The organism is Methylobacterium sp. (assembly GCF_019750675.1).
Lineage (GTDB): Bacteria > Pseudomonadota > Alphaproteobacteria > Rhizobiales > Beijerinckiaceae > Methylobacterium.
The window spans coordinates 1-11,342 of the sequence record NZ_JAIEOF010000110.1 but is presented as its reverse complement, the minus strand read 5'-3'; the positions used below and the strand labels follow the sequence as shown (position 1 = coordinate 11,342).

General features: G+C 66.3%; 15 protein-coding genes. 4 read left to right on the top strand and 11 right to left on the bottom strand.

Annotated elements, in window-relative coordinates; genetic code table 11:
- Window positions 1-662: 662 nt before the first annotated feature.
- Both K2X24_RS24365 and K2X24_RS05770 read right to left on the bottom strand, forming a co-directional pair.
- Window positions 663-773: a leucine zipper domain-containing protein gene (locus K2X24_RS24365; protein ID WP_366934448.1), complete on the bottom strand. Its 111-nt coding sequence runs from the start codon at window positions 771-773 to the stop codon at window positions 663-665.
- An 86-nt stretch (window positions 774-859) separates the two neighbouring features.
- Window positions 860-1,333 carry a YidB family protein gene (locus tag K2X24_RS05770; protein WP_292495561.1) on the bottom strand — a complete coding sequence of 158 codons (474 nt, stop codon included), beginning with the start codon at window positions 1,331-1,333 and terminating at the stop codon, window positions 860-862.
- Between the two features lie 149 nt (window positions 1,334-1,482).
- On the opposite strand from K2X24_RS05770, the gene K2X24_RS05765 reads away from it, so the two are divergent.
- Window positions 1,483-1,935 carry a hypothetical protein gene (locus tag K2X24_RS05765; protein ID WP_292495558.1) on the top strand — a complete coding sequence of 151 codons (453 nt, stop codon included), beginning with the start codon at window positions 1,483-1,485 and terminating at the stop codon, window positions 1,933-1,935.
- Window positions 1,936-1,989: 54 nt separating this feature from the next.
- On the opposite strand, the gene K2X24_RS05760 is transcribed toward K2X24_RS05765, so the two are convergent.
- From K2X24_RS05760 to K2X24_RS05725, 9 genes are all read right to left on the bottom strand, one after another.
- Window positions 1,990-2,595 carry a heme-binding protein gene (locus tag K2X24_RS05760; RefSeq protein ID WP_292495555.1) on the bottom strand — a complete coding sequence of 202 codons (606 nt, stop codon included), beginning with the start codon at window positions 2,593-2,595 and terminating at the stop codon, window positions 1,990-1,992.
- Window positions 2,596-2,913: 318 nt separating this feature from the next.
- Window positions 2,914-3,480: a YceI family protein gene (locus K2X24_RS05755; RefSeq protein WP_292495553.1), complete on the bottom strand. Its 567-nt coding sequence runs from the start codon at window positions 3,478-3,480 to the stop codon at window positions 2,914-2,916.
- Window positions 3,477-4,076, bottom strand: coding sequence for a cytochrome b (locus tag K2X24_RS05750; protein ID WP_292495551.1), 600 nt, complete (start codon window positions 4,074-4,076; stop codon window positions 3,477-3,479). The genes K2X24_RS05755 and K2X24_RS05750 overlap by 4 nt, the downstream gene beginning before the upstream one ends.
- Window positions 4,077-4,105: 29 nt before the next feature.
- Window positions 4,106-4,717 (bottom strand): YceI family protein, encoded by a 612-nt coding sequence (locus tag K2X24_RS05745; RefSeq protein ID WP_292495565.1) that lies wholly within the window; start codon window positions 4,715-4,717, stop codon window positions 4,106-4,108.
- A gap of 179 nt (window positions 4,718-4,896) precedes the next feature.
- Entirely contained in the window at window positions 4,897-5,112 is a 216-nt protein-coding gene (locus K2X24_RS24360; RefSeq protein ID WP_366934447.1) for a hypothetical protein, read from the bottom strand.
- A gap of 60 nt (window positions 5,113-5,172) precedes the next feature.
- The gene (locus K2X24_RS24355) at window positions 5,173-5,538 is read right to left on the bottom strand and encodes a hypothetical protein (RefSeq protein WP_366934446.1); all 366 of its coding nucleotides are present in this window, start codon (window positions 5,536-5,538) and stop codon (window positions 5,173-5,175) included.
- A 210-nt stretch (window positions 5,539-5,748) separates the two neighbouring features.
- Complete coding sequence (locus K2X24_RS05735) at window positions 5,749-6,798, bottom strand: LLM class flavin-dependent oxidoreductase (RefSeq protein WP_292495548.1); 1,050 nt, start codon at window positions 6,796-6,798, stop codon at window positions 5,749-5,751.
- Window positions 6,799-6,891: 93 nt separating this feature from the next.
- Complete coding sequence (locus K2X24_RS05730; protein ID WP_292495546.1) at window positions 6,892-7,389, bottom strand: NAD(P)H-dependent oxidoreductase; 498 nt, start codon at window positions 7,387-7,389, stop codon at window positions 6,892-6,894.
- 111 nt (window positions 7,390-7,500) lie between these two features.
- The gene (locus tag K2X24_RS05725) at window positions 7,501-8,262 is read right to left on the bottom strand and encodes an SDR family oxidoreductase (protein ID WP_292495544.1); all 762 of its coding nucleotides are present in this window, start codon (window positions 8,260-8,262) and stop codon (window positions 7,501-7,503) included.
- 117 nt (window positions 8,263-8,379) lie between these two features.
- Here K2X24_RS05725 and K2X24_RS05720 point away from each other — a divergent pair, with 117 nt between their 5' ends.
- The 3 genes from K2X24_RS05720 (at window position 8,380) to K2X24_RS05710 (ending at window position 10,587) form a co-directional block, all read left to right on the top strand.
- Window positions 8,380-9,318: a LysR family transcriptional regulator gene (locus K2X24_RS05720; protein ID WP_292495543.1), complete on the top strand. Its 939-nt coding sequence runs from the start codon at window positions 8,380-8,382 to the stop codon at window positions 9,316-9,318.
- 36 nt (window positions 9,319-9,354) lie between these two features.
- Entirely contained in the window at window positions 9,355-9,801 is a 447-nt protein-coding gene (locus tag K2X24_RS05715; protein ID WP_292495541.1) for an Rrf2 family transcriptional regulator, read from the top strand.
- Between the two features lie 141 nt (window positions 9,802-9,942).
- Complete coding sequence (locus tag K2X24_RS05710; protein WP_292495539.1) at window positions 9,943-10,587, top strand: NAD(P)-binding domain-containing protein; 645 nt, start codon at window positions 9,943-9,945, stop codon at window positions 10,585-10,587.
- The last annotated feature ends 755 nt before the right edge of the window (window positions 10,588-11,342 follow it).

Below are 11,342 nucleotides of genomic sequence, written 5' to 3'. Positions count from 1 at the left end.
CCCCGGAGTTCCTCGACGGTCGGCGTGCCGTCGCCGCCGGGATCGGACGCGATCGGGGCGACGGGGTTCGTCATCGTTCACCCCCTTTAGCGCTGGCGATATCAGGCCCTCGAAATGATCTCTGCAACCAATGCGTTCAAGGCCGCCACGCAATCAATGCCTCAACGAGCAGTAATCTCTTCAGCCAACATTGCGCTCTGCTCATCGATAACCGCCGATGGATACTGCTTCCATCACTTTTGATATTCGATGGATGCCGCACAACCGCTGGTCACACTTGGACATCTTGTGGTGGGGCTAGGTGTTTGAGGCGGATCAAGACCACCTGGTCGCGATTGGACGAACAAGGGATCGCGCATCGATCGGAGCCGGCCCATGGCGAAGCCCATCTCATCCCCACTCGCAGCCCTTCGCGACGTTCTCATCGGCACGACCATCGAGAGACCGAGGACGAGGCAGCCTCCCATGCGATCGTATACGGCCTGACGCTCGCGAAAGCCGCCGGTGTGTATCGGCGTTGAAATGTACCCCCGCCCGCGACGTCGGTTAAGTGGCTACGAAAACAGTCAAAAATTCTTCAGAAGCAGGGTCACGATCGACGCCGATCGTAACCCCGCCAAAAATCTTATCTACGGTCGCCGAACCCAGACTTTAGCTGAGTTTCAGCTAGGGTTTGGTTTCGAAGCCGATTCACACCAGCCGTCGACCAGGATCCGGTTCACCGGAAGGGCTCGACCATGAACCGCCATACGGGCATGCTGGTGGGTGTTCATCCGAGGCACTCGGTCAGAGTTGGTTGGCTTCGCAACCCCAGCCTCTCACCCCCGCCTCGGGTGAACAACCTTCATAGCTTCGACATCTAAGCCGGCATCCGGCCGTCCGGCGTGTAGCGGTCGACAGCCTGCGGAAGCTCCTTGGATAGCCGGGAAAGAAGCTCCTCGCGGGACAGCCCGGTGCGCTGCGTCAGGGTCGCAATCACGTCGGGTCCGATGGCCTGCTCCAGGCTCTGCGGTGCGATCTCCTGGTTCGGACCCTGGTTGATCCAGGATTGCGCGGCGGACCCGTGACCGGCCTGCTGGAAGCGCTCCAGCATCTCACCCAGTCCGTTGTTGAGGAAACCGCCGGGGGCCGTGTTTTGCTGATTGCCCAGCAAGCCACCGAGCAGTCCGCCTAGTCCGCCGCCCGTGCTGCCGGGCGCGGCTCCCGGTCCCGACGGCGCCGGTGAGGTCTGCCTGGCTCCGCCGAGCATTTCAGCAAGCTTGTCACGGTTCTGATACCCGGCCAGTGCGAGCAGGCCGAGCAGCGCCGTCATCGAGGGATAGCGGTCGCTCATGGTTCATCTCCGGCTTGCGGCGAGGCAATGCCCTCCACCGATCGATTGAAGACAAACAAACGCGCTTGGGTGCGGATACGATGCACACCTAAGCCACACGGAACCAGCGGCGCCGTCGAGGGTCGATCAGGAAGGATTGGAGAACCGACGTGAAGCTGCTGATACTCGCGGGCCTCGCTTGTCTCGTCACCGAAATTGCCGCGGCACAGGGGGTGGGCACGACCATCTCCAGTGAGGGCAATTGGGATCTCAGAAAATCGAGCACAGGCCCCGATGACGGGTCGTGCGTCCTGACGCCAAAGACCCCGTCCCGGGTCCAGGTCACCCGAGGTCGTATCAACCTGACCGGAATGCCGAAGAAGTCGATTTTCAATTACCAATACCGGGTCGATGACGGCCCCGCATCGACCCCGGTCTTCCCGTCCGAAGCGATGCAGGCGGAGGGCAAAATCTCTATCGACGGTGATGCGATGCGGGAGATCGTAAAAGGTCAACGATTCAGATTTCGGATGCTCGACCGGTGGCATGAAGCCATCTCGGAAGATGTCGATCTCAATGGCCTGAGCACGTTGTACGAACAACTGGAAGCGACGTGTCGGTAGGAGGCCGACCCGCGCGCAGGTTGGTCCAGATCGGGCGACGGACGCGCGGGCCGGTCAGGGGGCGGCCAGGCGCACGGCCACCTCGTTCCGACGAAGAAACGGAATCGCGAAGGGCGGGTCGTAGCCCATGAAGACAGGGGGAGCGGTGGTCTTTCTATCGCCCGCTGCCAGGACCTCGGTCAGGATACGTTCCTGTTCGGCACGAGCCTCGGGTGTGATCGAGCCTGAAAAGCGAAGGGCGGCAATCGTCTCGGCTGGAACGTTGACGAGACGAACGCCTGTCTCTGTTGGTTCCGGGGCACCGGCCTTGGCAACGTCGTGCGGTAGGAAGAACCGCATGACGCCCCCCGTGCCCTGCTCGACCGGAACCGTCATCGCGATGCGCTGCCCACCAGTCTCGACGGGTGCGGTCATGGCGATGCGGTCGCCGCGCTGGTTGGCGCCGGTGATGTATCGAAAAAGTCGCCCGAACGCCTCGCCGTCTCCAAGCCCACGCCCGTCAGTCTCGACGGCGAGGCGAGGCTCGTAGGCCCTGACTTCGACACCACGGTCGAGACGCTCGACGACGGTGTACCGTGGCTGATCGTAGAAGCTTGGCACGCCGAAGACCCCGAGTACGGACTCGCACAGGGTGACCAGGTAGTAGATGAACTTGTTCATCGGGGTGCCGCTCGATGATGGGTGTCTATGTCGTCGCTCACGATGTCCTCCTGCGGATGCCTACAACGCACAGATTGCGCTCGGGGAGCCGGCGTTCCGTCATCGCCTTGAGTGACCTGCGCCGGCAGGGACCCTTTTGGCGCCAGTTCCTCGGTCAGACGCTTCGTCGTGCCTGTTTCACGCCCCCTCCACGGGGTCGGAGATCCATCCAACCCCGGACCGTTGGGATGGCAAGGCCGCGCGGCAGCAGTCTTTGAAGTGGCTGGCGGTATCAATTCCACAATGCCGGGGCCCATTAAGACAGGCCGTCCGCATCGGTCACGTACCCGGCTTGATCGAAGCCACTAAGTCCACGTCGACGCCCACATCCAAGGCGACCCACTGCGCCGACGCCCATGGGCCCTGTCCGACGCCGAACTCGGTGCGGACGAGGTCGAGATGCCCGACCGCGTGGGCCTTGTCCCCGTCGAGGCTGAGGCGGAACGGCAGCGTGACGGGCTTTGCCTTGCCCCGGATGGTCAGGGTGCCAACCGCCTCGTAGCGGCCCTCGCCCATGTCGACGAAACGGGTCGCCTCGAAGCGGGCCTTCGCCTCGGCCTTCACGTCGAACCAGTCCTTCTGCGGCAGCGCCTCGTCGCGCTGGACGTCGCCGGTCCGGGCCGAGGTCAGGTCGACCAGCACGGTGGCGCGGCCGGTCTCTGGCTTGGCGGGATCGAAGCTCACCGCCGCCTCGAAGCGCTGGAATCCCCCGGTGAACGGCACCCCGACCTGCACCCCCGAAAACCTGATCGCGCTTTTCGCGGGATCGACCTGCCACTCGGCGGCGAACCCGTGGGACGGGACTGCCTGGAGGGCCATCAGAATGGCGAGGTGACGGACGTTCATGACGATGATCTCGTGAGGGATGGGCTACTCGCCCCGCGCAGGGCCGGCGACATGCGACGCCGAACGTCGTCGCGAAGGATCCAGTGATGGCGTAGCGCCGCCGCCACGTGCAGCAGGACGAGCAGGCCGAGGAACCATGCGCCATAGGCGTGGACGCGTTTCATCACGGCCTCGCCGGCTGCGGCGTCGACGAGTTCGGAGAGGGGCAGGTGCGGCCAGGGGATCTGGCCGAATAACACCGTCGGGATGTTGAAGGGCGAGAGCGAGACGACAGCCCATCCGGCGAGCGGCAGACCCACCAGCAACCCGTACTGCGCGTGATGGGCCGCGGAGGCCATCCGGCGCTCGCGCGCCGGCATGCCGTCCGGATGGGGCGGCGGCTTCTGTTTGAGGCGCCAGGCGAGACGTAGGATGGTCAGCAGGAGGACGGTGATGCCCACCGACTTGTGCCACTGGTACAATTGAAACCGGCGCATCGGCGCCAGGTCGCCATGCACCATCAGCAGGCCCATCCCAAGCAGCGCGACCACGCAGAGCGCGCTGACCCAGTGCAGCAGGATCGCCACGCGGGAATAGCGCTGCGTATCTTTCGCCATGACCGCCTTCCTTATTCAGGACCGGGATCTCAGTCTTGACGCTCGAAGGCGCCCGCGATGGTGAGGTGCAGGTCGTCGCCGATCAGCGGCACGTAGGTCTTCACGCCGAACTCGGAGCGCTTGATCGTGCCGGTCGCGTCGAAGCCGACCGTGTACTTCTTGCTCATCGGGTTTGCGCCGGCGCCGACCAGGGTGACGTCCAGCGTGACGGGCTTCGTGACGCCGTGAAGGGTGAGGTTACCCAGAATCTTCGCCTTATCCTTGCCCTGTGGTTCGACCTTCGTCGACACGAAGGTCATCTCCGGGAACTTGGCGCCGTCGAGCCACTGTTCGCCCTTGAGCTCGCCGGTGAGCTTGTCGCTGGTGGTCGAGACCGACGCGACCGGGATCTTGATGGAAAGCTTCGACTGGGCCGGGTTCTTCGGATCGAGGGTCAGGGAGCCCGACACGTCCGAGAAGCCGCCGTGGTAGTTGGAAAAGCCCATATGCGAGACGGTCCAACCCACCTGGGTGTGGCTGGCGTCGACGGCGTAGGTGCCGGCCTGGATTTGGGCGGAGTCGCGCGTCGGCGCCGTCTGCGCCAGGGCTGGGGCGGCCAGGGCGAGGGTCAGCGCGACGGTCGGGATGAGACGGGTTTTCAAAATCGTTCTCCGGATGGGGCGACGCTGGTCGCCCTGGGTACGGGTCGGTACCGGATCGGGAACCGCTCCAGCGGCCCCTTCTTCGGCGATGACCGCTTCGTTCGGAAGCCTATCTGTTTCGATGCGTCCCATCGGTCTCGGCGATGGATGGTGGACGCAGGACGAGCGGGCCGTATCGGTCAAAGCGGAAAACGATCCCGTCTCGACGGGGCATCGAAGTCGAGGGCGGGTCCGACAGGGACGACGCGGCTCGGGTTCCACCATGGATGGCCGCCGTAGTCGTGCCCCTTGATGTGCCCGAGATCGACCGTCGGGCGGATCGCCGGGTGCTGGTAGAGGTCGCGGGTGTAGGCCTCGGTGATCGCGTCGCCGACAAGGAAGCGCCGTTCGCGCAAGCGCTCCTCAAGCCAGCCAAGGGTGTCGAGGGCCCCGTTGGCGGCGGTCTGGTAGGCAGCTTACGTCGTCGCGAAGCCGGCCCGGTAGACCCCGTTATTCAGGCTGGCGTCGACGCGCTCGTTGACGACATCGATCTTGGCGCGATGCGCCTCCGGATAGTAGTCGCCCGCGGCCGCCCCGAGCCCGTCGAAGGCCGAATTGAATATCCGCAAGATCTCGGCGGATTCGTTCGAGACGATCCGACCGATCGCCTTGTCCCATAGTACCGGCACGGTCACGCGCGTGGTGCAGTCCGGGTCGGCCAGGGTGTAGAGTTGATGCAGCGCCGCCACGCCGTTGACCGTGTCGGGAACGACCCCGGGGCCCGGTGCGAAGGTCCAGCCGTCCTCGCCCATCAGCCAATGCACGACGGACAGGCCGACCATCGGCGCGAGTCCCTCGAGGCTGCGCGTGATGAGGGTGCGGTGCGCCCACGGGCAGGCCAGCGAGACGTAAAGGTGGCAGCGTCCCGCTCGGCCTTGAGGAGACCCTCGTCGGCGGTGATCCGGTCCCGGAAGACCGAGGGCGGTCGACGGAGCGTGCCGTCGGACGGCACGCTCTCGATCCCGCCTGTGCGCCATACGCCGCCGATCAACTCACCCCCGGCTTGGCGCCCCCAAAGCGGTCTTGACGGCCGGCGACACCTCGGTGCCGAGCAGCGCGATCGAACGCTGCATCGCCTCGGTCTCCAGCATGGCCGAGCTCATCTGGAATGTGATGCGCGAAAGTCCGCCCAGCGCCTCGTTCGCCGCCAGGACCTTGTCGCGGACGGTCTCGGGCGAACCGATCAGGAAGGCGCCCCCGGGACCGCACATCGCGTCGAACTGGGGCCGGGTGACGCGGGTCCATCCGCGCTCGCGACCGATTTCGGTGAACATATGGGCCCAGCCGGGGAAGAATGCGTCGCGGGCGGCTCCATCCGTGTCTGCGACGAATCCCATGGCGTGGACGCCGACACGGAGCGTGGCGGGTGCGTGCCCGGCCCTGAGACCGGCCTCGCGGTAAAGGTCGACGAGGGGCCGGAAACGCTCGAAGCTGCCCCCGATGATGGCCACCATCGGCGGCAGGCCCAGTGTGCCGGCGCGGGCGAAGGAGGCCGGCGTGCCTCCGACGCCGAGCCAGATCGGGATCCGCGGCTGATGCGGCCGCGGGTACACGCCCTGGCCGTTCAGGGGCGCCCGAAAGCGACCGCTCCAGGTCACGTTGACCTCGTCGCGCAGCTTGAGGAGCAGGTCGAGCTTCTCGGCGAACAGGGCGTCGTAGTCCTGCATGGCGAAGCCGAAGAGCGGGTAGGCCTCGCCGAACGAGCCCCGCCCGACCACGATCTCGGCGCGCCCCTTGGCGATGAGGTCGACGGTGGCGAACTCCTGGAAGACCCGCACCGGATCGGCGGCGCTCAGCACCGTGACGGCGCTGGCCAACCGGATGCGCTTGGTGCGGGCCGCCGCGGCCGCCAGGATGACGGTGGGGGCGGCATCCAGGAATTCCGGACGGTGATGCTCGCCGATTCCGAAGACGTCGAGGCCGACGCGGTCGGCCGTCTCCACCTCGGCCAGCAGCGCCTCCAGCCGGTCCGCCGGCGGGACCGTCCGTCCCGTCACCGGGTCCGGGATGGTGGCCGCGAAGCTGTCGATACCGATTTCCATGGTCCTGTCCTCATCGGGATCGGTTGGGCCGATCCGCGGTCATCCGGTGCCGGCACTACCGTCGGCCCCTCGATCAGTTGGTGGTCGATGGGTTCAGGCCGCGAGCGCGGCGCCCTGCGCCTTGGCCCCCGCGACGGCATGGTCCTTCGTTTCCCTGCCCTTCGCGAGGCCCTCGACCCGCACGATGGTGACGTCGGTCAGGCCGATGACCCCGAGCGCGACGCGCAGGTCGCTCTCTTGATGGTCGAGGCCGGCAATTGGGCTGTCGCCCGTGCAGACGCCGCCCCGGGTCGAGCCCACGTAGACCGTCTTGCCCTTCACGAGACCTTCAGGACCGTTCGGACCGTCCCGGACGGTCTTGCCGGCGACGCAGACCCGGTCGATCCAAGCCATGAGTTGGGACGGGACCGCGAAGTTGTACATCGGCGCGCCGATGACGATGACGTCGGCGGTGAACCCGCGGATGACCGAATGGGCGCCGAGGATGCTGGAATCGATGTGCAGGATCGTGGTCATGGCGTGGGTCTGCGGGCGGTTGATGGACAGCATCGGGCCTATTGGCTGGAAGCCGCCGCAGCCCCGTTCGGACATGTGGATTCAATGGACCCTCTCGACATCGAGGTAGCCATTCTGTTGCGATGCTACCTATCGGGCAGATCGATGGATGCTCGTCGACGAGCATGCCTTTTTCGGCTTGCACCATCACAGAAACATCCCACCCGAGACCTCGATACGCTGTCCGTTGACCCAGCGGTTGGCGTCCGAGAGCAGGACCGCGATGGCGGGGCCGATGTCGTCGGGGAGGCCGACGCGTCCCAGCGCGGTCTGACCAGCGATCAGCTTGTTGAGCCCGCCGTTGTCGCGCACGACGCCGCCGGCGAAGTCGGTCTCGATGGCGCCGGGTGCGATGGCGTTGACCGTGATCCGTCGCTGTCCGAGCTCCTTGGCCAGGTAGCGGGTCAGCGTCTCGACCCCGCCCTTCATCGCCGCGTAGGCGGCGTAGCCCGGTAGCGAGAAGCGGGTCAGCCCGGTTGACAGGTTCACGATGCGGCCACCGTCGACGATGACCGGAAGCAGGGCCTGGGTGAGGAAGAAGACCCCCTTCAGATGGACCGCCATCAGCCGGTCGAACATCTCCTCGCTGGTCTCGGCGAACGGCGCGGCGATGCCGATGCCGGCGTTGTTGACGAGGAAATCGATGGTCTCGCGAGACCAGGTCTCCCGAAGGCCCTTCCGCAACTGGTCGACGACGGCCGGAAAGGACGAGACGTCCGCCGTATCGAGGCGGAGGACGATGACCTTCCGGCCGAGCTCCTCGATCTCGCGGACGACGGCCGCCGCACTGTCACCGTCGCTCCGGTAGGTGACCACGATGTCAACGCCGGAGCGTGCGAGGGCCAGCGCCGTGTTCCGTCCGAGGCCGCGGCCGCTTCCCGTCACCAGGGCGATCTTGTTCGTATCCATGCCACGTCTCCTGGGACGCGTCCGCGTTCCATCGGACACATCCCACGGCCTCGGAGGCAATGGCACTCAGTATGTTTCGATGTTATCCATCGGTCTTTCCGATGGATCGCCTCAGCCATGCTCGACGGATTGTCCCTGGATCAATTGCGGATCTTTCAGGCCGCGGTCGACGAGGGCAGCTTCTCCGCGGCGGCTCGGAAGCTTCGGCGGACGCAATCCGCGGTCAGCGAGACCATGGCCAACCTAGAGGCGCAGCTCGGGGTCGTGCTGTTCGACCGGAGCGCCCGCTATCCGCGCCTGACGACCGAGGGAGCCGTGCTCCTCGCCGACGCCCGGGCCATCGTCGCCGGCGTCAACGGCCTGAAGGCACGGGCCAAGGGCATCGCCGGCGGGCTGGAGCCCGAGCTCACTGCCGTCATCGACGTGTTCTTCCCCATCACCGCCTTCGCCAAGGTCGCCCGGGAGTTTCGGGAGAGCTTCTCCGCGACGCCGCTGCGCCTCTACGTCGAGGCCCTCGGCGCCACCGTCCAGCCGGTCATGGACGGGCGTGCGAGCTTCGGCTTGGTGGGCTCGTTGCCGACCTTGCCCGCCGGCCTCACGGCCGAGCGCATCACCAGCGTGGACTTCGTCATGGTCGCTGCCGCGGACCATCCGCTTGCGGCGCATCGCGGACTCATTCCGAAGGTCGTATTGGCTGAGCACGTGCAACTCGTCCTGACGGACCGATCCGACCTCTCGGCCGGACGCGAGTTCGGCGTGATGTCGCCGTCGACCTGGCGGCTGGGGGACCTGTTCGCCAAGCACGCCTTCCTCCTCAGCGGTCTGGGCTGGGGAGGCATGCCGCTTCACATCGTGCGCCAGGACATCGACGAGGGCCGCCTGGTGATCCTGTCCATCGAGGACATTCCGGAAGGCGGCCTCTCGCTTCCGATGTCCGCTGTCTACCGGACGTCCGACCCGCCAGGCCCCGCCGGCCGCTGGATGATCGAGCGGCTGAGGCGATGCCCGAACCAGGTTTTCAGCCAGGAAGCAGTTGACGTCGTCGAAAGTGTGTAATACCGATGGCGACACACCAACGGTTCACACGATCCGATGCCCACCAGTTCCCGCTTCGTCGTCGCCGTCCACGTGCTCGCAGCGCTCGCCGTCAGTGACGGCAAGCCGATGCGCTCCGAGGATCTCGCCTATTCCGCCAACACCGGGGCGGTCGTCATCCGCGGGTTGCTCTCGCGCCTGAACGAGGCCGGCCTGACCAAGTCCCAGTTGGGGGCTGGTGGGGGCGCGCTGCTCGCCAAGGACGCCGCCGCGATCCGCCTCATCGACGTCTACGAAGCGGTCGAGGACACCGAGCTGTTCACTCTACACCGGACGGCGCCCTGCGCGAACTGCGCCGTCGGGGGCAATATCCAGGAGGCGCTTCGGCCGGCCCTGGATCGTGCGCGCAAGTCGATGGAGAACGAATTGTCCGGGGTCACGGTCGCCGACATCGCCGCCGAGGTCGCGCGACTGGGCAAGTTCACGATCCCCCTCGTCTGGTGAGGTTTTACCCAAATCTGTCGTAGCGACGACGACATACAAGCACATTCGTCGTCCCACTCGACCGATCACGGCGGGTTCTCGGCCTTCGGGGCGCCGAGGAAACCTCATTCCCAGCCCCGCATCCACACGGGAAACAAGTCCATGAGTATCGGCATCATCGGTTCGGGCGCCCTCGGTTCGAACGCGGCCCGGGCCTTCGCCGCGAAGGGCCTCGACGTCATCCTCTCGAACAGCCGCGGTCCCGAGTCCCTCGCCGGCCTGGTCCGGGAGATCGGACCACACGCGAAGGCCGGGACCATCGCCGAGGCCGCGGGCGCGGATATCGTGCTTGTGGCCGTGCCGTGGGTCCACATCCAGGCAGCCCTGCACGGCCTGCCGGCGTGGAACGGCCGCATCGTCATCGACGGCACCAATGCGGTCGAGTTCCTCGCCACCGATTCCCCGGACCGCAACGAGGCGAGCAACCCGCTCGCCGCCTACGGCATCAAGGCCATCGACCTCGGCAGCCGCCATTCGAGCGCGGTGTTCAGCGAGTTCGTCCCGGGTGCCCGCGTGGTCAAGGCGTTCAACCACCTCGACGTCAACGTGCTCCCCGAGCCCGAGACGGCGGGCGGCAAGCGCGTCCTGTTCTACTCGGGCGACGACGTGGCCGCGAAGGGTGCGGTCCGCGACCTGATCGAGACCGCGGGCTTCTTCCCCATCGACCTCGGGACGCTCGACGTCGGCGGTCCCCTGGCCGGGCTGCCCTTCGGGACGCTCGCCACCCTGAACCTCGTGAAGATCTGAAGGATACGGCCATCGGCACCGTAGGCGGGGTTACTCGCCTACGGTGCCGATGGCCCCTTGAAGGTGAGCGGGCCGGTTCGCCGCCAAGAGGTACGTATTGCCTCACAGGCGACGGGGACCTCAGCCTGTCGTGGCCATTCCAGGGCCTGAACCGAGCGGCTCCGGTGATTGCGCCGCCCACCTTTTGGAAAAACGAAAGACGGCCCGACGCCGCCGGGAAGTGGAGCGTCGGGCCGTCCGACTGCTCGAAGACGCTAGCGACGCCAGGGAGCGGTGCCCATCGCTAGGCGGGGATGGCGGCAGCGAGCGAGGCGTTCGGTGGCGTCTTGGGACGTGGCATCGCCATCACGGGACACGGCGGCGGATCGTCGTCGTCGTCATGCCGTCCCTGACGAACGTACCGGTGTAGGTCCGTAAGACGACGTAGGCGGCGCGGCCTGGCCTGCCTTGACTGAGCGGCGGCCGTCAGCGGAGCGGTTCTGCGGTCGAGTTCGCCTAGTGCATCGAGCACGGCATCGACCGATACCGGTTCAGCCCTGCTTCCGACAAGGCAGCGCAGGCCCGGAGCATTCTCGACGGCGCATGCATCCGACGCCCAGGACGCAAGGATCGCTCGCTTATCCCCTTGGGTCAGCCCAGGATGGGCCAGCACCTCGCTCGGGTGACGAAATACATCGCCGGGAGCGATGAAGGCCTGCCACGCCTCGACGGAAGCCGGTGGTGCGCCGACTGGGTTCATGGCGCTTATGCGGGAA